This is a genomic window from Methylobacterium carpenticola, assembly GCF_042748905.1.
Classification (GTDB): domain Bacteria; phylum Pseudomonadota; class Alphaproteobacteria; order Rhizobiales; family Beijerinckiaceae; genus Methylobacterium; species Methylobacterium carpenticola.
Genome location: NZ_JBHZEO010000001.1, coordinates 5852559 through 5873021, shown reverse-complemented (window position 1 = coordinate 5873021; position 20463 = coordinate 5852559). Strand labels below are relative to the sequence as shown.

The 20463-nt window shown below is 71.7% G+C and carries 19 protein-coding genes; 10 read left to right on the top strand and 9 right to left on the bottom strand.

Annotated elements, in window-relative coordinates:
• Nucleotides 1–807: a Cof-type HAD-IIB family hydrolase gene (locus tag ACE101_RS27190; RefSeq protein ID WP_379136452.1), complete on the top strand. Its 807-nt coding sequence runs from the start codon at nt 1–3 to the stop codon at nt 805–807.
• Between the two features lie 16 nt (nt 808–823).
• On the opposite strand, the gene ACE101_RS27185 is transcribed toward ACE101_RS27190, so the two are convergent.
• Nucleotides 824–1402 carry a tyrosine phosphatase family protein gene (locus ACE101_RS27185; protein ID WP_379136451.1) on the bottom strand — a complete coding sequence of 193 codons (579 nt, stop codon included), beginning with the start codon at nt 1400–1402 and terminating at the stop codon, nt 824–826.
• 301 nt (nt 1403–1703) lie between these two features.
• On the opposite strand from ACE101_RS27185, the gene ACE101_RS27180 reads away from it, so the two are divergent.
• Nucleotides 1704–2783: a TRAP transporter substrate-binding protein gene (locus tag ACE101_RS27180; protein ID WP_379136448.1), complete on the top strand. Its 1080-nt coding sequence runs from the start codon at nt 1704–1706 to the stop codon at nt 2781–2783.
• Between the two features lie 2 nt (nt 2784–2785).
• On the opposite strand, the gene ACE101_RS27175 is transcribed toward ACE101_RS27180, so the two are convergent.
• Nucleotides 2786–2977 carry a hypothetical protein gene (locus ACE101_RS27175; RefSeq protein WP_379136445.1) on the bottom strand — a complete coding sequence of 64 codons (192 nt, stop codon included), beginning with the start codon at nt 2975–2977 and terminating at the stop codon, nt 2786–2788.
• A 294-nt stretch (nt 2978–3271) separates the two neighbouring features.
• On the opposite strand from ACE101_RS27175, the gene ACE101_RS27170 reads away from it, so the two are divergent.
• Nucleotides 3272–4654: a deoxyribodipyrimidine photo-lyase gene (locus ACE101_RS27170; protein WP_379136443.1), complete on the top strand. Its 1383-nt coding sequence runs from the start codon at nt 3272–3274 to the stop codon at nt 4652–4654.
• A 111-nt stretch (nt 4655–4765) separates the two neighbouring features.
• On the opposite strand, the gene ACE101_RS27165 is transcribed toward ACE101_RS27170, so the two are convergent.
• The gene (locus ACE101_RS27165; RefSeq protein WP_379138970.1) at nt 4766–5029 is read right to left on the bottom strand and encodes a DUF2934 domain-containing protein; all 264 of its coding nucleotides are present in this window, start codon (nt 5027–5029) and stop codon (nt 4766–4768) included.
• 243 nt (nt 5030–5272) lie between these two features.
• Between ACE101_RS27165 and ACE101_RS27160 the strand changes: the two genes are divergently transcribed.
• From ACE101_RS27160 to ACE101_RS27130, 7 genes are all read left to right on the top strand, one after another.
• Complete coding sequence (locus tag ACE101_RS27160) at nt 5273–5908, top strand: cation efflux transmembrane domain-containing protein (RefSeq protein WP_379136440.1); 636 nt, start codon at nt 5273–5275, stop codon at nt 5906–5908.
• Nucleotides 5909–6324: 416 nt separating this feature from the next.
• A complete protein-coding gene (locus tag ACE101_RS27155; protein ID WP_379136437.1) occupies nt 6325–7638 on the top strand; it encodes a replication-associated recombination protein A in 1314 nt (437 codons plus the stop codon).
• A 137-nt stretch (nt 7639–7775) separates the two neighbouring features.
• Nucleotides 7776–8600: a ParA family protein gene (locus tag ACE101_RS27150; RefSeq protein ID WP_379136435.1), complete on the top strand. Its 825-nt coding sequence runs from the start codon at nt 7776–7778 to the stop codon at nt 8598–8600.
• A 181-nt stretch (nt 8601–8781) separates the two neighbouring features.
• Entirely contained in the window at nt 8782–10185 is a 1404-nt protein-coding gene (locus ACE101_RS27145; protein ID WP_379136431.1) for an RluA family pseudouridine synthase, read from the top strand.
• Nucleotides 10186–10331: 146 nt separating this feature from the next.
• Entirely contained in the window at nt 10332–10682 is a 351-nt protein-coding gene (locus ACE101_RS27140) for a serine/threonine protein kinase (protein WP_379136428.1), read from the top strand.
• Between the two features lie 51 nt (nt 10683–10733).
• Complete coding sequence (locus ACE101_RS27135; protein ID WP_379136425.1) at nt 10734–11393, top strand: HAD-IA family hydrolase; 660 nt, start codon at nt 10734–10736, stop codon at nt 11391–11393.
• Nucleotides 11394–11442: 49 nt separating this feature from the next.
• Entirely contained in the window at nt 11443–12261 is an 819-nt protein-coding gene (locus ACE101_RS27130) for an ATP12 family chaperone protein (protein WP_379136423.1), read from the top strand.
• Nucleotides 12262–12597: 336 nt separating this feature from the next.
• On the opposite strand, the gene ACE101_RS27125 is transcribed toward ACE101_RS27130, so the two are convergent.
• The 6 genes from ACE101_RS27125 to ACE101_RS27100 form a co-directional block, all read right to left on the bottom strand.
• Nucleotides 12598–13566, bottom strand: coding sequence for an HpcH/HpaI aldolase/citrate lyase family protein (locus ACE101_RS27125; RefSeq protein ID WP_379136420.1), 969 nt, complete (start codon nt 13564–13566; stop codon nt 12598–12600).
• A 32-nt stretch (nt 13567–13598) separates the two neighbouring features.
• Nucleotides 13599–16361, bottom strand: coding sequence for a phosphoenolpyruvate carboxylase (locus tag ACE101_RS27120; protein WP_379136417.1), 2763 nt, complete (start codon nt 16359–16361; stop codon nt 13599–13601).
• Between the two features lie 292 nt (nt 16362–16653).
• A complete protein-coding gene (gene sucD, locus ACE101_RS27115) occupies nt 16654–17553 on the bottom strand; it encodes a succinate--CoA ligase subunit alpha (RefSeq protein WP_379136414.1) in 900 nt (299 codons plus the stop codon).
• A gap of 25 nt (nt 17554–17578) precedes the next feature.
• Entirely contained in the window at nt 17579–18757 is a 1179-nt protein-coding gene (locus ACE101_RS27110; RefSeq protein ID WP_379136412.1) for a malate--CoA ligase subunit beta, read from the bottom strand.
• Between the two features lie 128 nt (nt 18758–18885).
• A complete protein-coding gene (fchA, locus tag ACE101_RS27105) occupies nt 18886–19512 on the bottom strand; it encodes a methenyltetrahydrofolate cyclohydrolase (protein ID WP_379136409.1) in 627 nt (208 codons plus the stop codon).
• Nucleotides 19512–20375: an NADP-dependent methylenetetrahydromethanopterin/methylenetetrahydrofolate dehydrogenase gene (locus tag ACE101_RS27100; protein WP_379136406.1), complete on the bottom strand. Its 864-nt coding sequence runs from the start codon at nt 20373–20375 to the stop codon at nt 19512–19514. The genes fchA and ACE101_RS27100 overlap by 1 nt, the downstream gene beginning before the upstream one ends.
• Nucleotides 20376–20463 lie beyond the last annotated feature (88 nt).

Here is a 20463-nt window from a genome sequence, read left to right as displayed (position 1 = left end):
ATGCCCATCCGCCTCGTCGTCTCGGATGTCGACGGAACGCTGGTCACGCCCGAGAAGACGCTCACCCCGGCCACGATCGCGGCGATCGGGGCGCTGCGCGCGCGGGACATCGCCTTCACGGTGGCGTCGAGCCGCCCGCCGATCGGGCTGCGTCCGCTGATCGAGACGCTCGGCCTCACCCTGCCGATGGGCGCCTTCAACGGCTCGACCGTGGTGACGCCGGACCTCGCCGTGGTCAGCGAAGCCCACATCCCGGCCGATGCGGCGCGAGCCGCCGCCGCACGCTTCGCGGAGCGGGGCATCGACCTCTGGGTCTTCGCGGACGGGGCGTGGCTGCTGCGCGACCCGCAGGGGCCCTACACCGATCTCGAGCGCCGCACCCTCCGGGCGGAGCCGCGGGTGGCGGCGGATCTCGGCCCCTTCCTCGACCGGGCCGCCAAGCTCGTCGGCGTGAGCCGGGACGCGACCGGCCTCGCCGCCTGCGAGACCGCCCTAGCGGCGGAACTCGGCTCCCAGGCCGCCGTACACCGCTCGCAGACCTACTACCTCGACGTGACGCCGCCCGGTACCGACAAGGGCCACTTCGTGGACCGCCTCCGGCGCCAGCTCGGCCTTGCCCGCGAGGACGTGGCAACGCTGGGCGACATGGCCAACGACGTGGCGATGTTCGCGGCGGGCGGCCTCTCGATCGCCATGGGCAACGCCGCCGATGCGGTGAAGCGGCAGGCGAGGGCCGTGACCGAGGCCAACGACGCGGAGGGCTTCGCGCGGGCGATCGAGCGCTACGTGCTCGCGGCCGGCGCCTGAGCGGGCGCCGCCGCGATCACCCGGCGAGCGCGGCGTCCACCTCCTGACCGCGCCCCAGCTCCCGCATCAGCCCGTCGAGATGCGGGCGCACCCGCAGTTGCACGGCGTGCAACCGGCGCACGGCCTCGGAGAGCCGGCCCCGGCGTCCCAGAGCCTCGTCCGCGAAGGCGATCATGCGGGCATTGGGCCACGCCTTCTCGCGCAGGTCGTGCACCCGGGCGACCACCGCCGCCTCGTCGAGATCCGGATGGGCCTGGGCCAGCAGCATCGTCATCGCGGCGGTCGACCGCGAGATGCCCGCGTGGCAGTGGATCAGCAGATGGGTCTTGTCCCGGCGCTCGCCCGAGAGATCGCGGCCGAAGGCCAGGATCGCCGCCACGTCCTCCGGCTCCGGCAGGATCTGGCCGGGCAGCGGAGCGATGATGTCGTGGAAGCGCAACGTCGTGCGGTGATGCACGTCGTAGCTTCCGAAGGCGTCGGGCTCCGGCCAGCCCGGATCGAGGATCGAGAGGACATGCGTCACGCCCCGGGCCGAGTGGTGCCCCAGCTCTTCCAGGCCGCAGACGGTGTGGAGGGAGATCGGTTCTGGTGTCACGCTCCCCGGCTACCACAGGCTGGCGCCGCGGGGGAGGGGATTCTCGGCCCGGGGCGATGCGCCCCCGGGGCACGCTTCCCGGGTTCTCGGGATGAGATTAAGTCTTTGATTGACCGGACCTCCCGCGGGAGAACCGGGCCTCCCGTCCCCGGGGCGGACACGCGGCGGCCCGCCCCTGCGGGCCTGCGGGAGTCCGTGTCCGAGGCAGGTTTTGTCGGAAAACCGCGTGGCAGTTTCCCGAAACCCGCTTAGGTGTCACGGCGGCCCGCGGCGGCGGGGGTGGTTGCCGGAGAGAGACAGCATGAAACGTCGCGACGTCCTGACGGCCGGAATCGGGTTGGCGGGCGCCGGTCTTGCCGCCCCGGCCGTGGCGCAAACGGCGCCCGCCCTGCGCTGGCGCCTGCATTCCGCCTTCCCGCGCAACCTCGACGCGCTCTACGGCGCGGCCGAACTCTTCGCGCGGATCGTCGGCGAGGCGAGCGACGGGCGTTTCCAGATCGAGGTCGCGCCCGCGGCGAGCGGCGAGCCCGCGCTCCTCGACGCGGTCGGGGCCGGCACGGTCGAGATCGCCTATTCGGCCGCCTATTACGAGATCGGCCGCGACCCGACCTTCGCGCTCGCCACCGCGACGCCCTTCGGGCTCAACGCCCGCCAGCAGAACGCCTGGATGGTCCAGGGCGGGGCCCTCGACCAGTTCAACGAGATCTTCGCGCGCCAGCGCCTCTACGCGCTGCCGGGCGGCAATACCGGCACCCAGATGGGCGGCTGGTTCCGGCGCGAGATCAAGACCACCGCCGACCTGCAGGGCCTGCGCTTCCGCATCGCCGGGCTCGGCGCGCAGGTGCTAGCCAAGCTCGGCGTCGTGCCCCAGTCGCTCGCCGGGCCGGAACTCTACGCGGCCCTCGAATCCAAGTCCCTCGACGCCGCCGAATGGATCGGCCCCTACGACGACGAGAAGCTCGGGCTGAACAAGGTGGCGCCGTTCTACTACTATCCGGGCTTCTGGGAGGGCGGGGCGATGCTGCACTTCTGGTTCAATGCCCAGAAATGGGGCGAATTGCCCAAATCCTACAAGGCGATTGCCCAAAGCGCAGCCGCCCAGGTCAACACGGACCTGCAGGCGAAGTACGATGCCCGCAATCCGGGCGCGCTGCGGCGGCTGGTGGGCGGCGGCGCGCAGCTCAAGCCCTTCCCGCAGGACGTTATGGAGGCCGCGCTCAAGGCCGCCAACGAGATCTACACCGAGATCTCCGCCAAGAATCCCGACTTCAAGCGGCTCTACGAATCCCTGAAAAGCTTCCGCAACGAGGAATACCTGTGGTTCCAGGTGGCCGAATACACCTATGACAACTTCATGATCCGGGCCCGCGCCCGGGGATGAGCCTATTCGGCCGGCTCCTCGCCGAGCAGCAGGGTGTGGCCCTCGTCGCGGGTGAGCGCCTTGACCAGGCTCGGCACTGCCTGCAGGGCGCCGTCGAGGGTCTCGTCGGCGACGAACAGGCTCTTGATCTCCGGACTCGTGATGCAGACCAAGCCGCTCCCGGTCTGCTCGATCCGCAGGGTGAAGTGCTGCATCTCGCCTCCGTTCGTGTCCCACCCCACCGATGCACGCGGCGGGCCAGGGCAGAGCGGAAACGCGGCAGCCGCCTCCGGGGTCGGTGCAGCGCACAGAAAAAAGGCCGCACACGCGGTGCGGCCCAAGTCTAGGGAGGAAACGCCCAAGGAGGGCAGCAGGACCGCGACGCCATCGCGATCCCGCACTGCAACAAGATAGGATGCCGGCCTGCGAACGCAAGCCGGGATAATTGGCAGCGATGCCGATTTTTCACGCACGGCGCCGCAGGCGCAACGGGTCGAAGGGCGGACGGTATGGCGATCCAGGCGGCGCGGATCCGGGCACTCACCGCGGCGGAGGAGGGGGCCGGCCGCTACGTGCTCTACCTGATGCAGCAGAGCATGCGCAGCCGCGACAACCCGGCGCTCGAAGTCGCGATCGAGGAGGCGAACCGGCGCGGCCTGCCGGTGGTGGCGGGCTTCGGCCTGCTCGACGGAGGCCGGCATTTCCCGGAGGCGAATGCCCGCCACTACGCCTTCCTGCTCCAGGGCCTCGCCGAGGCCAAGGCGGGGCTGGAGCGCCGGGGCATCGCCTTCGTGCTGCGCCGCAGCACGCCCGCGCAGGCGGCCCTGGCCCTCGGGACCGAGGCGGCCGTGGTGGTCCTCGACCGCGGCTACCTGGCGATCCAGAAGAGCTGGTACGCCGAGATCGCCGCGGGCCTCGACCGGCCGGTGCTGCAGGTCGAGGGGGACGTGGTGGTGCCGGTGGAGACGGCCTCGCCCAAGCACGAATTCGCCGCCCGCACCCTGCGGCCGAAGCTGCACCGACTCTGGGAGGAGTATCTGGCACCCCTGCGCCCCCGGCGGGTGGCGCGGCCGGCGGAGGGGCTCGGCCTGCCGAGCGATCTCGACGTCTCCGACCCCGAGGCGGCGCTCGCCGCCCTGACCCTCGACCGCTCTGTCAAGCCGGTGCGCAGGTTCCGGGGCGGTGAGGAGGAGGCGATGGCGCGCCTCGACGATTACCTGGCCGGCCCCTTCGCACGCTACGGCACGGAACGCGGCCGCCCGGAGGCGGGGGCGGCCTCGCATATGAGCCCCTACCTGCATTTCGGCCAGATCTCGCCGGTGGCGATCGCCCTCCGGGTGCGGGCCGCGCGGGCGGGCACGGCGGAGGACAAGGCCGCCTATCTGGAGGAGCTGATCGTCCGGCGCGAACTCGCCATGAACCACGTCCACTACCAGCCGGACTACGCCACCTACGCAGCGGTGCCGGACTGGGCCCGCAAGGCGCTGGCCGAGCATGCGGGGGACCGGCGCGACCCGGTCTACGACGAGGCGGCGCTCGCCGAGGGCCACACCCACGACCGCCACTGGAACGCGGCCATGCGCGAGATGCGCGAGACCGGCTTCATGCACAATCACCTGCGCATGTACTGGGGCAAGAAGATCCTCGAATGGTCGCCCTCGCCCGAGGAGGGGTTCGCCCGCACCCTGCGGCTCAACAACCGCTACTTCCTTGATGGGCGCGACGCGAACTCGTTCACGAACGTCGCGTGGCTCTACGGTCTGCACGACCGGCCCTGGGGCCGGCGGCCGATCTTCGGGACCGTGCGCTATCTCGGCCCCAACACCCTGCGGAAGTTCGATGCCGCGGCGTATCTGCGGAGCGTCGAGGCGCTCTGCGCCGCGGAGGCCTGATACGGTTTCCGGAAGATCACTTTCGGAAACCGTATCACGAGCCCGCGCGGCGCCTGAGCGAGGCCGGTTTCCGCATCGCGAAGCGATCATCCGGAAACCGTATGAGGCGCCCTACGAGACCGCGAGGCCCTCGGCGGCGGCGCGGCGGCGGCGCGGGGCGGCCTTCACGGCGGCGGCAGCCTTGCTGGGCGGCTTCGGGGCGGCCTTGGCGCGCGGCTTCGCGACGGTCCTGGGAGCCTCCTCGACGGCCGGGGCCGCCGCGCGCAGTTCCTGCTCGGCGAGCGTCCAGTAATGCTCGTCCCGGCCCATGGCGCGGCCGTCGCGCTCCCACAGGATGTAGGCCCGTTCGCGGATGTTGTGCTCGCAATGATCCATGGTCACCACCGTTCTCGATGCGACCAACGATGCGAGGTGAGGCTTAAGGAAGCGCTAATCGCCGGAGAGCGGCCGGATCCACCCGATTCTCCGCCCGAAAGCGCATCCTCGCGACGAGACGAGCGATCCACCTGTAGCCAGCTCTACGCTCGCCGGCTGCGCGCAGCGGTCGCGGGTATTGCCTCAATTTAGTCAACACGGCGGAGTCTGCTCGGGAAGACCTGACGGGATCGGAGGCGCACGATGGGCCGAGCCGATATCCCGGCCGGCGCGGGCCGGTCGGACTACACCCGACGCCTCTGGGCGATCGCCGCCCTGACGCTCGCGGCCGCCCTCGGCGAGGCCGCGCTCGCCCGTGCGACGGGATCGCGGGGGCTCCTCGGCGATGCAGGCTCCTTCGGCTACGACATCGCGCTCAACGGGGTGGCGGCCCTGGTCTTCGGCCGCGGCGCCCGGATCGAGCGGCTCTCGGCCCTCGTGATCGCCGGCATCCTCCTGGCGACCGGGATCGACGGGCTCACGGATTTCGTCGCCAACCTGCGCGACCCGGCCGGCGAGGAGGTGGGCGAGGTCGTCACCGCCAACCTCGTGGCGACGCTGGTGGCCTGCCTCGCCGCCCTGACCCTGCGGCGCTTCCGCGCCGACGATCACCCGCTCGTCCGCGCCACCTGGCTCAACGCTCGCAACGACGCCATCGCGACGCTCACCACGGCGGCGCTCGGGCTCCTCGCCACCCTGGCGCCGGCCCGCTGGCCGGGCGCGCTCCTCGACCTCGCGGGGGTGGTCTTCTCGTTCCAGGCCGCCGCCAGCGTGCTGTGGGCCGCGTGGCGCGAGATGCGCCCGGCGGTCGTTCCGGATCCGGTCGGCCTTCAGCCCTGATCAGCCGGGGCCAAGCGCTTCGGAGCGCTTGGCCCCGGCTCTCCGCCCGGCCTCATACGGTTTCCGGATGATCGCTTCGCGATGCGGAAACCGGCCTCGCCCAGGCGCCGCGCGGGCTCGTGATACGGTTTCCGAAAGTGATCGTCCGGAAACCGTATCAGCCGCCGGCGGCCGCCTCCGCGACGCAGGCATCGCCGCGGTGCCTGCGTCGCCGCGACGTCTGCGTCGCCGCGACCTCGGCTTCCGCTCCGCTCTGCGCCTGGAAGCCCTTCGGTCGTCCAGTCCCGCTCCGCGGGGCGCCGTTCGCGCCCGGTTGACGGCGCCGCCCGGCGGGCGGCCGCAGGGCGATCGCTCCAGCGATTGCCCTGCCTGATCGGCCCTTGCGGGACGGCGGTCCACCGGTGTTGATGCGGGGCATGTCCGACCTCTTCGCCGCCGCCGGCCTCCCGGCCGACGCCCCCCGGCCCCTCGCCGACCGCCTGCGCCCGACCAGCCTCGCCGAGGTGGTGGGCCAGGAGCACCTGACCGGGGAGGGCGGGGCGCTCACCCGGCTCCTGCGCGGGAAAAGCCTCGGCTCGCTGATCCTGTGGGGACCGCCCGGCACCGGCAAGACCACGGTGGCGCGGCTGCTGGCCCGGGAAACGGCGCTGCATTTCGAGCAGATCTCGGCGATCTTCTCCGGCGTGGCGGAGCTGCGCAAGGTGTTCGAGGCCGCCCGCGCCCGGCGCGCGGCGGGGCAGGGCACGCTGCTCTTCGTGGACGAGATCCACCGCTTCAACCGCGCCCAGCTCGATGCCTTCCTGCCGGTCACCGAGGACGGCACCGTGACGCTCGTCGGCGCCACCACCGAGAACCCCTCCTTCGAGCTCAACGCCGCGCTCCTGTCGCGGGCGCGGGTCCTGGTGTTCCGGGCCCTCGACGAGGCGGCCATCGCCAAGCTGCTCGACCGGGCGGAGGCGGTCACCGGGCGCCCGCTGCCGCTCGACGCGGAGGCGCGGGCCGTGCTGCTGCGCATGGCCGACGGCGACGGGCGCGCCGCACTGACGCTCGCCGAGGAGATCTGGCGCTCGACCGAGGCGGACGAGGTGCTCACTCCCGAGGCGCTGCAGGGGCTGATCCAGCGCCGCGCCCCCGTCTACGACAAGGCGCAGGAGGGCCACTACAACCTCATCAGCGCGCTCCACAAGACGATCCGCGGCTCGGATCCGGACGCGGCGCTCTACTATCTCTGCCGGATGCTCGATGCCGGGGAGGACCGGCTGTTCATCGCCCGCCGGCTGGTGCGCGCCGCGGTGGAGGATGTCGGCCTCGCCGATCCGCAGGCGCTCGCGGTCGCCAACGCCGCCAAGGAGGCCTTCGACTTCCTGGGCTCGCCGGAGGGCGAACTCGCGCTCGCCCAGGCCACGGTCTACCTCGCCACCGCGCCGAAATCGAACGCGGTCTACACCGCCTACAAGGCCGCGACCCGCACCGCCAAGGAGCACGGCTCCCTGCCGCCGCCCCGCACCATCCTCAACGCCCCCACCAAGCTGATGCGCCGGCTCGGCTACGGGGAGGGCTACCGCTACGACCACGACGAGCCCGAAGCCTTCTCGGGACAGGATTACTGGCCCGAGCGGCTCGGCCGCCAGCGCTTCTACGCGCCAACCGGGCGGGGCTTCGAGCGGCGGATCGCCGAGCGCCTCGACTGGTGGGAGGCCGAGCGGCAGCGGCGCCGGGACGAGGACTGACGGCCGGTGTGACGAATTTGTGAACCATCGTGATTTACCAAGTTGACGCTGGAGCCGCCCCAGGGTCAGGATGGAGCCACGATGGAGACAACCAGAGACGACGCGCGCCGCCCGCTCCCGCGCACGGCGCCGACATCATGACCGCCCGCGTCCTGTCGATCGCCAACTGCAAGGGCGGCACCGGGAAATCGACCACCGCGGTGAACGTCGCGGCCGAGCTGGCGGCCGAGCATTTCCGCGTGCTGGTGATGGATCTCGATCCGCAGGGCCATTCGGGCCTCGGCTTCGGGCTGGCGGCCCGGCTCGGCCAAGCGAACGCCCACGCGCCGCTCCTCGGGCGGCGGATGGACCTGCGCGGCGCGGTCCTGCGCAGCGAGGAGGACGAGGTCGACGTGCTGCCCGCCGACCGCAGTTTCGACGGCCAGATCACGAACAAGGGCATCCGCTGCCTTGCGGAGGCGCTGGAGCCCCTGAAGCCCGATTACGACCTGATCCTCCTCGACGTGCCGCCGGCCGCGGCGGCGCTCACCGTCTGCGCCCTCATGGCGAGCGACGGGGTGATCATCCCCACCACCCTCGATCCGCTCGGCCTGGAGGGCGTCCGGCAATTCGCCCGCTCCTACCACAGCCTGATGCTCCAGCACGGGGCGGCGGTGCGGGGCTTCGCCATCGCGCCGATGCGCATCGACCTGCGCTCCAACGTCGAGAAGGACGTGCTCGGCCAGTTGCGCACGAGCTTCGGGCCGGGGCAGATGATCCGCGGCGTGCGCACCGACATCGCGGTGAGCGAGGCCTTCGCGCGGCGCCAGCCGGTGCGGCGACACCGCGCCCGGGCCCGGGCGGCGGAGGATTTCCGCGGCGTCGCCGCCGATGTCGTGCGCCGCTTCTCGGTCGAGGCGCGGGAATCCTTCCCGGTCATGCGCGGCCGGGTCGAGGGCTTCGTGCGCACGCCCTGGATGTGAGCCTGCGCGCGCCCGCGGCCGCGTCGCATTTATCTGCGACGCGGCGGTTTCCCCTTCGGGACAAAATGCTCTAGAGCAGCAGCCATTCGTCGACCGGATGTCGCCCTAGTCCCTTGATGGTGCCGCCTTTTCTGCAGCGCCCCGGCATTCGCTCCGTCCGGGGAGCGTTGAGGAACGCCGCATGACCGCAAAACCCCCCAGCCGTGGCGGCCGCCCGCAATCCGGCCCCGCCGGACGCCGGCCCGCACGCCCGCGCACCGGCCCGCGCAATACCGCGCGCGACGCCGCCGAGCGCGCCGCCGGCGGGCGCGACCTGAGCGACGCCGCGCCCTGGGCCCGGGACGAGGGCGGCGCCCCCGCGGCCAAGCCCGCCGTCCAATCCAAGCCCGCGGTCCAATCCAAGCCCACGGCCCACTCCACCGCCAAGCCTTCCCGCAAGTCCACCGGCACACCCGACTCGAGGTCCGCCTCCAAGCCCGCCGCGCCCCGCGCGGCACGGCCGGCGCCCGCGGCCGGCGCAAGGCCCGCCCCGGCGCCCCAGCCGGGCCCGACCCGCCGGGAGCTGCGGGAGGCCACCGCCGCCGCCCTGGCGACGGGCGTCCAGACCCTGGAGGTGACGGCGGACGAGGCGGGCCTGCGCATCGACCGCTTCCTCGCGGCACGCTTCCCGCAATTGCCCTTCACCCGCATCCAGAGCCTCGTGCGCAAGGGCGAGTTGCGGGTGAACGGCAAGCGCGCGAAGGCGGCCGACCGGGTCGAGCCCGGGGCGAGCGTGCGCGTGCCGCCGCTCAAGCTCGACGCCGCTCCCCCCGGACCGAGCCCCGCCAAGGCGGAGAGCGACCTCGCCTTCCTGCGCTCCCTGGTCCTCTACGAGGACCAGGACATGATGGTGCTCAACAAGCCCTTCGGCCTCGCGGTCCAGGGCGGCTCGGGCACCAAGCGGCACGTGGACGGGCTTTTGGAGGCCATGCGCACGCCGGACGGCCAGAAGCCGCGCCTCGTCCACCGCCTCGACAAGGACACGGCGGGCTGCCTCGTCATCGCCAAGACGCGGCTGGCCGCCGCGACCTTGGCCAAGACCTTCCGCTCGCGGGCGGCGCGCAAGATCTACTGGGCGCTCGCCGCCGGCGTGCCGCGGGTGCGCCAGGGCCGGGTCTCGACCTACCTCGCCAAGGAGGAGGTCGGCGACGCGGATGCCCGCATGCGGATCGCCCAGCACGGCGACGAGGGGGCGAGCCACGCGCTCACCTACTACGCGGTGGTCGATCAGGCCGGCCAGAAGCTGTCCTGGCTGTCGCTGAAGCCGGTGACCGGGCGCACGCACCAGCTGCGCGCCCACGCGGCCCATATCGGGCACCCGCTCGTCGGCGATCCGAAATACTTCGACATCGAGAACTGGGAGCTGCCGGGGGGCCTGCAGAACCGCCTGCACCTGCTCGCCCGCCGCATCGTGATCCCGCATCCGCGCACCAACAAGCCCGTCGACGTGACGGCGCCGCTGCCGCCGCACATGGCGCAGAGCTGGAACCTGCTCGGCTTCGACGCGGGCCGCTACGACCCGATCGTCGAGGCGCCCGAAGGCTGACGCGGCGAAGGCTGACGCAGCGGGCGCGACCGGGCCTTGGCAGGATCCCGCCGTGCCTTATCTTCCCGCGCGGTGCCGTCGCGCGGGATCCGCGGCCCGTCGATCTTGTCCGGAGAGAGAGCCTCAACGCCATGCGACCCGGCCCGATGAGATCCGTCGCGCTCGCCTGTCTCGGCCTGCTCGGATTCGCCGCCGCGGCGCTGCCCCCGGCCGTGTCCCTGGCCCAGGCGCCGCCGGCCGCCCCGCCGCCGCAGATCGAGACGACTCAGGCGGCCCCTCCGCCCGTCACCGCCCCGGCTCCCCCCGCCGCCGCTCCGGCCCCGCGGGGCGACGGGCGCGGCGCGGGCCGCGCGAAGCGCCGCATCTCCTACGCCGCCTGCAATCGCGCCGCCCTGCGCCGCAATCTGAAGGGTGGGGCGCGGCGCCGCTTCCTGATCCGCTGCCGCCTGGGCTATGAGCGGATCCAGCCGGGGAACCCCGCCCGCACGCGGCCCTGACGGGACCCGCGGCCGGGGCAGGGACGCCCGGGCGAACGGACGGGCCCGCGCGTGATCCTCATCGTCTTCGATGTCGACGGCACCCTCGTCGACAGCCAGCACCTGATCGTGGCCGCGCAGCAGGCGGCCTTCGCCGCCGTCGGCCTGCCGGCGCCGAGCCGCGAGCGGGCCCTGTCGGTGGTGGGCCTGTCGCTGCCCCAGGCCTTCACGGCCCTCGTCGGCGCGGACGGCCCGGTGACGGCGCTCGCCACCCACTACAAGGAGGCCTTCGGGCGCCTGCGCGCCGAGGCGGCCCTGCGCGAGCCGCTCTTTCCCGGCGCCGCCGACCTGGTGGCGCGCCTGCACCGCACGCCGGAGGTGCTGCTCGGCATCGCCACCGGCAAGTCGCGGCGCGGCGTCGACCATCTCCTGCGCGCCTATGGCTGGGAGGCGTGGTTCTCCACGATCCAGACCGCGGACGATGCCCCCTCGAAGCCGCACCCGGCGATGCTCCAGCAGGCGATGGGGGAGGTGGGGCTGTCTCCCCCCGACACGCTGATGATCGGCGACACGACCTACGACATGGTGATGGCGCGGGGCGCCCAGGTGCTGCCGATCGGGGTCGCCTGGGGCTACCACACGGTGGAGGCCCTGACCGCCGCGGGCGCCCAGCAGGTGGTCGGGTCCTACGCGGAGCTCGATGCGGTGCTGGATGGACGGCTCCCGGGCTGATCGCACGCGGCGCCTCGCATCGGAGCCCGCAACACCCTATCTGCCAGCCATGACCGACGACACCTCCCGCGACGATTCTCCCCGCGACGGCACCCTGCGCGACTGGCTCGGCCAACCCGATCCGGACGTCGATCCCCTGCGCGCCGCCCGGCAGGCCGGGAAGCCCGCCCTGCCCAAGCGCTTCTATGCCGAGGCGGGCGTCGCCGCGGCGGAGGACGGGCACCGGCTCGTCCTCGACGGCCGCCCCGCCCGCACGCCGGGCCGCCGCCTCATCGCAGTGCCGCAGGCCGCTGTGGCCGAGGCCCTGGCGGAGGAATGGGGGGCGCAGGAGACGGTCATCGATCCGGCCCGGATGCCGCTGACGCGCCTCGTCAACACCGCCCTCGACGGGGTGGCGGAGCGGCGCGAGGCGGTGGCCGAGGATGCGGCGCGCTACGCGGGCTCGGATCTCCTCGTCTACCGGGCCGGCGATCCGGCGCGGCTGGTGGCGAGCCAGGCGGCGGCCTGGGATCCCGTGCTCGACTGGGCGCGCACGGATCTCGGCGCCCGCTTCATGCTCAGCGAGGGCGTGATGCACGTGGCGCAGCCGGAGGAGTCGCTGCGGGCGGTGCGGCAGGCCGTCGATGCGGTCGGGAGCCCGCTCGCGCTCGCCGGGCTGCACGTGATGACGACGCTGACGGGCTCGGTGCTGCTCGCCCTCGCGGTCCTGCGCGGACGCCTCACGGCCGAGGAGGCCTGGGCGGCGGCGCAGGTGGACGAGACCTTCCAGGCCAGCGTGTGGGGACGCGACGAGGAGGCGGAGGCACGCCGGGCCCTGCGCCGCGAGGAGTTCATGGCCGCAGCCAAGCTGGTCGCGCTGACGGCGTGACCGGTCGCCCGGGAACCGCCGCGGTCCCCTCTCTCCGATACCCTCTCCCATCCCCTCTCCCATGGGGATGATCGCATTCACCCGTCGCCGGATGAAGCGCGGGCTTCTCCTCTCCCCGCGTGCGGGGAGAGGGCACGCTCACGAGCCGCCGTGTGATACGGTTTCCGGAAGATCACTTTCGGAAACCGTATCACGAGCCCGCGCGGCGCCTGAGCGAGGCCGGTTTCCGCATCGCGAAGCGATCATCCGGAAACCGTATGAACCCGCGATCCCCCGTGAGAGAGGGGATCGCGCGCGCCCACCGTCATCCGCCCCTTCCACGGACGGGCTGCGCCCTCACGCCATCGCGTCGGCCTTCGCGATCAGCGCCTCGGCCATGCGGATCGAGGCGATGTCGATGAGCCGGCCGTCCAGCGAGACGGCGCCGCGGCCGGCCTTGGCGGCCTCCTCCATCGCCGCCAGGATACGGCGGGCCTTGGTCACCTCGGCCTCGCTCGGGGTGAAGACCTCGTTGGCGAGGTCGATCTGCGAGGGGTGGATCGCCCACTTGCCCTCGAAGCCGAGCGCCGCGCAGCGCCGGGCCGCCGAGCGGTAGCCGTCCGGGTCGCTGAAATCGCCGAACGGCCCGTCGATCGGGCGCAGGCCATAGGCGCGGCAGGCCACCAGCATCCGGTTCTGGGCGAACAGCCACGGATCCTGCCAGTGGGTCTCGCGCCGGCCCTCGGCGTCCTTGTCGGTCAGGACCGCGAAATCCGGGTTCACGCCGCCGATCACCGTCGAGCGGGCCCGCGTCGAGGCCGCGTAATCGGCCACGCCGAAGGACATCGCCTCCAGGCGCCGGGAGGATTGCGCGATCGCCTCCACGTTCGCCATGCCGAGCGCCGTCTCGATCAGCACCTCGAAGCCGACCGCCTTCTCGCGCTTCTTGGCCTGCTCGATCTGGGTGACGAGCACGTCGATCGCGTAGACGTCCGCCGGCACGCCGACCTTGGGGATCAGGATCATGTCGAGGCGCGGGCAGGCCTCCACGATGTCCACCACGTCCCGGTACATGTAGTGGGTGTCGAGACCATTGATGCGGATCATCATGGTCTTGTTGCCCCAGTCGATCTCGTTGAGCGCCTGGATGATGTTCTTGCGGGCCTGCTCCTTGTCGTCGGGCGCGACCGCGTCCTCAAGATCGAGGAAGATGACGTCCGCCGCCGACTTGGCCGACTTCTCCATGAAGGTCGGGTTCGAGCCCGGCACCGCCAGTTCCGAGCGGTGCAGCCGGGCCTTGGCCTGCGGGATCAGGGTGAAGCTCATTCGGTTTCCTCCGTGAGAGTTCGTGCTCGTGGTCAGCCCGTCGCGCCGAAGCCGACCGCGATGCAGTTGATGGAGAGCAGGAGCGCGGACTTGATCGCCTCCCGCCTCGTGGCGTCGGTCTCGGCCCGGAAGCGGCGGAGCAGCTCCACCTGCTCGCGGCTGACCTGATTGATCACCGGCAGCCGCTCGGTCAGCCGGCTCCGGTATTGCGGGAAGCGCCCGGCCACCTCGGGGTCGCCGCTCACCCGCACCACCATCGCCCGGGTGAGACGGTACTCCTCCGCGATCATCGCGAAAATCTCCTCGCGCACGGCCTCGTCGGGAACGAGGCTCGCGAAGTCGCGGGCGATGTCGAGATCGACGGTGAGCAGCGTCTTCTCGACCTCGTCGAGGATCAGGCGGAACAGCCGCGACTCCGCGAACATCCGGCGCAGCAGCGCCTCGCCGGCCTCGCCCCGCACGTCGAGGAAGCTCTCGAGGCCGCTGCCGACCCCGTACCAGCCGGTGATGACGTGCCGGTTCTGCGACCACGCGAACACCCACGGGATGGCGCGCAGGTCGGCGAGGCTGCGCGCCCCGAAGCGCCGGGCCGGGCGCGAGCCGATGTTGAGGAGCGCGATCTCGTCGAGCGGGCTCGCGGCGCCGAAATAGGTCACGAGGTCCGGGTGCGACACCAGCTTGACGTAGGCCGCACGCGAGGCGCCGGAGAGCGCCTCCAGGGCGTCGTCGAACTCCGCCTTCCCGGCGAAGGAGGGATCGCGCTCGGAATTGAGCGCATGCGCGAAGACCGAGGAGGCGAGCAGCTCCATCTGGTAGGCGGCAGTGCCGCGGTTGGCGTACTTGAACGACACCACCTCGCCCTGCTCGGTGGTGCGGAAGCGCCCGCGGATCGAGCCCGGGGGCTGGGCGGCGATCGCCCGCCCGGTCGGCGCGCCGCCGCGGCTCACCGAGCCGCCGCGCCCGTGGAAGAAGGCGATCGGCACGCCGGCCTGCTTGCCGATCTCGGTGAGCTTGGCCTGGGCCTTGGCCAGCTCCCAGTTCGACGACACGAAGCCGCCGTCCTTGTTCGAGTCGGAATAGCCGATCATCACCTCCTGCACGCCGCCCTGCCAGCGGGTGGAGCGGCGCACCACCGGGATCTGCAGCAGCTCCTTCATGATCGCGGGCGCGGCGCGCAGGTCGTCGATGGTCTCGAACAGGGGCACGATCGGCAGCGGGCAGATCTCGACGCCGGCCGCGTCGAGGAACAGCCCGGCCTCCTTGGCGAGCAGGTAGACGCCGAGGATGTCCGGCACCGAATGGGTCATCGACAGCACGAAGGCGCCGAAGGCCTCGCGGTCGAGCTGGGTGCGCATCTCGCCGACGAGCCGGAAGGTGGCCAGCGTCTCGCGGGCCTCCTCGGGCAGGGACTGGAACGAGCGCTGGCCTTCGAGGGGACGCGCCAGCTCCTCCAGGAGCCACGCCTTCCAGGCCGGGGCATCGACCTCGGGCGGCGCCGCGTCGTCGCCCCGCCCCTGCGCCCACAGGGCGTGCAGCGCCCGGGTGGTGCGGGTGGTGTTCTCGCGGATGTCGAGGCGCACGGTCGAGAAGCGGAAGATCTCGACCATCCGGCGCACCGGCCGCACGAGGTCGACGGCGAGCGACGGGCACTTGGCGTCGGTGAGGCCCTGCTCCAGCACCCGCAGGTCGTTGATGAGGTCGTCGGCGTCCGAGTAATCCGGCGCGCCGGTGATCGCGTCGCCCTCGTTGCGGGCGATCGTGGCTTCGAGCTTGCGCAGGATGCAGGTCAGGTACTGCCGGTAAAGCTCGCCGGGATTGCGCCGCTCGATGCCGCGCGCATCGCCGCTCTCCGCGAGCTGGCGCGCCAGCTCCGCCTTGAACGAGGCCGGGGCGGGCAGCGAGCGCTCGGTGATCGAGAGCATGCGGCCGAGATGGAGCACGCCGTCCCGGTAGCGGCGCATGCTGGCGAGCGCGTTGCGCCGCAGGGTGGCGCGGGTGACGGAGGCCGTGACGAAGGGGTTGCCGTCCCGGTCGCCGCCGATCCACGAGCCGAACTGGAAGAAGGCCGGCACCTCGAACGTTTCGTCCGGGTAGAACTCGCGCAGGCTCTCCTCCAGGGAGACCATCACCTCGGGCAGCATCTCGAACAGGGTCTCGTCGAAGAAGTGCAGCCCCCAGGCCACCTCCTGCTCGACGCTCGGCTTCTCGAGGTGCAGCTCGCCCGTCATCCAGACGAGTTCGATCTGGTCGCGCAGGTCGGCCATCAGGCCATTGCGCTCGCGCTCGGTCCAGCGCGGCAGCTCCAGCTCGCGCAGGAGCAGGTAGATCCGCCGGAACTTCTCCAGCACCGTGACGCGCTTGCCCTCGGTCGGGTGGGCGGTCAGCGTCGGGCGGATGCGCAGGTCCTTGAGGAGGGCGTGGATTCCGGCGGCCGGGATCCCGTTGTGCACGGCCTCGGCCAGCACGGCGCTGAAGGAGCCGCGCAGGGCGTGGCGCCCGCGCGTCCGCTCCAGATGGCGGCGGCGGCGCATGGCGGTGTTCTGCTCGGCGATCGAGATCAGCTGGAACCAGATGCCCTGCACCTGGAGGGCGCGGGCCATCAGCTCCGGCGAGAAATCCGAGATGTTGGCGTTGCCGTGCAGCACGGATTCGAGTTCCGGCTCGTGGCGGCGGCAGACGTCGAGCAGCGAGTGGAACAGGATGTCGGTCGCCTCGCGGGACGAGGTGCCGGTGATCACGGGCGGCGCGAACGATTGGTCGGTCGCGCCCGCGGTGACGGTATGCGCAAAGTTCATCGTCGGCCCCTTCGGGAACTTGGGGGTGGGATCATCGCGATGCGATCCCTGAGCGTCGGAGGCGAACAGCCCACGGACGAGCGTGCGCGGGATCCCCTCTCCCGGGTGGGAGAGGGGTCGGGGCGAGGGCGGCTCGGCCTCAGGATCAAGCACCAAACGTCGAGCTGGCAGCGGGACGGTTCAGGTTTCCTGCTGAAGCGTCCGTCCCTCACCCCTGCCCCTCTCCCACCCGGGAGAGGGGTTCCCGCGCTCTGTCCGCACGCGGCGATCACAGCATCCGTGATCAGGACGGTCACGCCGCCCGGCGGCGGGTCGCCATCACCTGGGCCATGGTGGAGCCGAACTCGCCGGGGCTCGGGGCCACGGTGAGGCCGTAGGAGCGCATGATCTCGGCCTTCTCGGCGGCGCTGTCGCCGGCCGCCGAGATGATCGCGCCCGCATGCCCCATGCGGCGGCCCTTCGGGGCGGTGAGGCCCGCGACGAAGCCCACCACCGGCTTCGACATGTTCTCCTTGATCCAGGCCGAAGCCTCGGCCTCCTGCGGGCCGCCGATCTCGCCGATCATCAGCACCGCGTCGGTCTCGGGATCCTCCTCGAACAGGGCGAGGTGGTCGAGGAAGGACGAGCCGTTGATCGGGTCGCCGCCGATGCCCACCGAGGTGGAGATGCCGAGGCCCACCGCCTTCATCTGCGAGGCGGCCTCGTAGCCGAGCGTGCCCGAGCGCGAGATCACCCCGATATTGCCCTTGAGGTAGATGTGGCCGGGCATGATCCCGAGCATCGACTTGCCGGGCGAGATGATGCCGGCGCAGTTCGGGCCCACCACCATGGAGCGGCGCTCCTTGGGGTAGCGGCGCAGGTAGCGCTTCACCCGCATCATGTCCTGGGCCGGGATGCCGTCGGTGATCGAGCAGATCAGCTCGATGCCCGCATCCGCCGCCTCCATGATGGCGTCCGCCGCGAAGGGCGGGGCCACGAAGGTGATGCTGGCCTTGGCGCCGGTCTGCTTCACCGCCTCCTTGACGGTGTTGAAGACCGGGATGCCGAGATGGCTGCGCCCGCCCTTGCCGGGCGTCACGCCGCCGACGACGTTCGAGCCGTACTCGATCATCTCCTTGGCGTGGAAGCTGCCCTTGTCCCCGGTGATGCCCTGGATGAGGATCGGGGTCTTCTCGTCGATCAGGATGCTCATGACTTCGGTCTCCGGGATCTCGGGATCAGGCCGCCGCGCGGGCGCCCTTGACGGCCTGCACGGCCTTCTCGGCGGCTTCCGTCAGGGTGTCGGCGGTGATGAGGTTGAGCCCGCTCTTCTCCAGGATCGCCTTGCCGGCCTCGACGTTGGTCCCCGCGAGCCGGACCACCAGCGGCACGGTGATCTGCACCTCCTGAGCGGCCTGGATGACGCCTTGGGCGATCCAGTCGCAGCGGTTGATGCCGGCGAAGATGTTGACGAGGATCGCCTTGACGTTCGCGTCCGAGAGGACGAGGCGGAAGGCCGTGGCGACGCGCTGCGGGCTCGCGCCGCCGCCGACATCGAGGAAGTTCGCCGGCTCGCCGCCCGCGTGCTTGATCATGTCCATCGTCGCCATGGCGAGGCCCGCGCCGTTGACGATGCAGCCGATCTCGCCCTCGAGGCCAATGTAGTTCAGGTTGTGCTCGGCGGCCTGCGCCTCGCGCGGGTCGCTCTGCGAGGGATCGTACATGTCGGCGATGCTGCGCCGCCGGAACAGGGCGTTGTCGTCGAACGACATCTTGGCGTCGAGGGCGAGCACCCGGTCGTCCTTGGTGACGACGAGCGGGTTGATCTCCAGCATGGTGGCGTCGCAGTCGCGGAAGGCGCGATAGGCGCTCATGATGGTCTTCACCGCGCCGCCGACCTGCTTGATGTCGAGGCCGAGCTGGAAGGCGAGTTCCCGGGCCTCGAATTGCTGCAGGCCCACCGCCGGCTCCACGACGACCTGGAGCAGGGCCTCCGGATCGGTGGCGGCGATCTCCTCGATGTCCATGCCGCCGCGCTGCGAGGCGATGACGCGCACCCGCTCGGCCTTCCGGTCGAGGACGAAGCCGAGATAGAGCTCGCGCTCGAAGGGGTCGGCGGTCTCGATGTAGACGCGCTGGACGGGCTTGCCCTCGGCGCCGGTCTGGTGGGTGACGAGGCGCTTGCCGAGCAGGTCCTTGGCCGCGTCGCGCACCTCGTTGTAGGTCTTGCAGAGGCGGATGCCGCCGGCCTTGCCGCGGGCGCCCGCGTGGATCTGCGCCTTCACGGCCCAGTGCCAGCCGCCGAGCTCGGTGGCGGCGTAGACCGCCTGGTCGGGGCTGAAGGCGACGGCGCCCTTCGGGATCGGCACGCCGAAGCTCGCCAGCAATTCCTTCGCCTGGTACTCGTGCACGTCCATGGTTGCCTCCTCAGGACTTGGTTTCGGCGCGCAGAATCCCGTTCCGGGAGCTGTCCGCGCCCCGGTCGAAGTCTTCGTCGCCACGCCTTTGGGTCATCCGCTCCCGGCCTAGGCCGGGAGCGGGACCGTCAGCTCAGCTTCGTCTTGACGACGTCGTAGGTCTTCTCGGTCAGGGCGTCGGTCCCGGAGAGAAGATCTTCGAGTTCGCGCAGGCGGCCGTCCGCGAAGTCGCGGTCCGTGATGGCCCTGGCGTTGACGTAGACGTTCAACGCGGCGCTGCGCAGGCCCGCCTGGGCGGACAGGACCGCGACGCCCGCGTCGCTGATCACGTTGAGGTTGCCCTTGTCGGCGGTGACCGCCGCGAGGTCGATGACCGCCCGGCAGGCCCGGCAGCAGGCGAGGGGAACGTCGGTGGCTTGGCGCAGGGCGACCTGGATCGCCTCCGTGCGGGCCGCCTTCTCCTCGTCCGTGGCCTTGGGCAGACCGTAGGCGCCCATCACCGCGTCGAAGGCGGCGACGTCCTCGGCGATCATGCCGGTGAGGGCGGCGCGCAGGGATTCCGCCTTCTCGCGGATCCCCTTCAGCTCCTCCTCGACCTCGGCATACTTCTTCTTGCCGATGGTGAGGTTGCAGACCATGGAGACGAGGGCCGCCCCCATGGCGCCGGAGATCGCCGCCGCCCCGCCGCCGCCGGGCGTCGGCTGCTCGCTCGCGAGCCCGTCGAGGAAGCGGGCGATGGTCTCGTGCTCGGCCATCACGCCATCTCTTTCGCGAGGGCGTAGATCTCCTCGGCGTCAAGGAGCGACTCGGTGCTCTCGAACAGCTTGCCGACACAGGCGCGGTGCAGCTTGAGCTTCAGGCCGCCGATGCCGAGCGCGCCGAACACCGCCTTGCCGTGCCGGTCCTTGCCCTTGTCCATGGCGTCGATGCCGCCGAAGCCGAGCGGGGGCTGGGCGTTGTAGTCGGCGAGGAAGCGGATGCTGGACTCGTCCCGCCACGCCTCCTCGGGGAGGAGTTCGAGGCCGATGGCGCCGGCCGAGAAGATCACGTTGGCGCCCTTCACGGCCGCGATGCGCGCGGCGGCATCCGGGGTCTCGAGGCCCCGGACGGCGACGCCGAAGCGCTTCTCGATGGCCCGCGCCGCTTCCTCGGCCTTGGCCTGCGAGCGGCCGGTGAGCACCACCTCGGCGCCCTCGCGGGCGAGGAGCGCGGCCGAGCGCATGCCGACCGGGCCGGTGCCGGCGAGCACCACCGCGCGGCTGCCCTTCAGCGAGCCCGCCGCCTTGGCGACGAGGGCGACGCCCGCCGCCGCCGTGGTGTTGGAACCGTTCGAGTCCAGCATCGCCGAGACGCGGAAGGGGCCGAAGAAGCGCTTCTTCACCGCCTCGAACACCACCTCGCCGGCCGCCATGCTGCCGCCGCCGACGAAGATCGCCGTGGACTTCTTCTCCGAGCCGCCGCGGGTGTAGATCGTGCCGTCGACCAGGGCGCCGACATTCTCCGGGGTGACGTTGCCGTAGCCCGTGATGTTGTCGGCGCCGCCGTCGTAGCCGACGACCGTGTCGAACACGCTCGGCATGGCATCGGTATCGAACTGGAACAGAAGCTTCTTCATCATCCAACCTCTGGCCGCTGGTGCGGCATGGGCCGCCGGCGCGGCGTGGGCCGCTTGCGGCTCGCGTTTCCTCCGAGGCGTCGCCGGGCCG

Bases quoted from the DNA above. Each gene is read 5' to 3' on its own strand.
- ACE101_RS27190 (WP_379136452.1), top strand. From the start codon at position 1: ATGCCCATCCGCCTCGTCGTCTCGGATGTCGACGGAACGCTGGTCACG.
- ACE101_RS27180 (WP_379136448.1), top strand. From the start codon at position 1,704: ATGAAACGTCGCGACGTCCTGACGGCCGGAATCGGGTTGGCGGGCGCC.
- ACE101_RS27175 (WP_379136445.1), bottom strand. From the start codon at position 2,977: ATGCAGCACTTCACCCTGCGGATCGAGCAGACCGGGAGCGGCTTGGTC.
- ACE101_RS27170 (WP_379136443.1), top strand. From the start codon at position 3,272: ATGGCGATCCAGGCGGCGCGGATCCGGGCACTCACCGCGGCGGAGGAG.
- ACE101_RS27165 (WP_379138970.1), bottom strand. From the start codon at position 5,029: ATGGATCATTGCGAGCACAACATCCGCGAACGGGCCTACATCCTGTGG.
- ACE101_RS27160 (WP_379136440.1), top strand. From the start codon at position 5,273: ATGGGCCGAGCCGATATCCCGGCCGGCGCGGGCCGGTCGGACTACACC.
- ACE101_RS27155 (WP_379136437.1), top strand. From the start codon at position 6,325: ATGTCCGACCTCTTCGCCGCCGCCGGCCTCCCGGCCGACGCCCCCCGG.
- ACE101_RS27150 (WP_379136435.1), top strand. From the start codon at position 7,776: ATGACCGCCCGCGTCCTGTCGATCGCCAACTGCAAGGGCGGCACCGGG.
- ACE101_RS27145 (WP_379136431.1), top strand. From the start codon at position 8,782: ATGACCGCAAAACCCCCCAGCCGTGGCGGCCGCCCGCAATCCGGCCCC.
- ACE101_RS27140 (WP_379136428.1), top strand. From the start codon at position 10,332: ATGAGATCCGTCGCGCTCGCCTGTCTCGGCCTGCTCGGATTCGCCGCC.
- ACE101_RS27130 (WP_379136423.1), top strand. From the start codon at position 11,443: ATGACCGACGACACCTCCCGCGACGATTCTCCCCGCGACGGCACCCTG.
- ACE101_RS27125 (WP_379136420.1), bottom strand. From the start codon at position 13,566: ATGAGCTTCACCCTGATCCCGCAGGCCAAGGCCCGGCTGCACCGCTCG.
- ACE101_RS27120 (WP_379136417.1), bottom strand. From the start codon at position 16,361: ATGAACTTTGCGCATACCGTCACCGCGGGCGCGACCGACCAATCGTTC.
- sucD (WP_379136414.1), bottom strand. From the start codon at position 17,553: ATGAGCATCCTGATCGACGAGAAGACCCCGATCCTCATCCAGGGCATC.
- ACE101_RS27110 (WP_379136412.1), bottom strand. From the start codon at position 18,757: ATGGACGTGCACGAGTACCAGGCGAAGGAATTGCTGGCGAGCTTCGGC.
- fchA (WP_379136409.1), bottom strand. From the start codon at position 19,512: ATGGCCGAGCACGAGACCATCGCCCGCTTCCTCGACGGGCTCGCGAGC.
- ACE101_RS27100 (WP_379136406.1), bottom strand. From the start codon at position 20,375: ATGATGAAGAAGCTTCTGTTCCAGTTCGATACCGATGCCATGCCGAGC.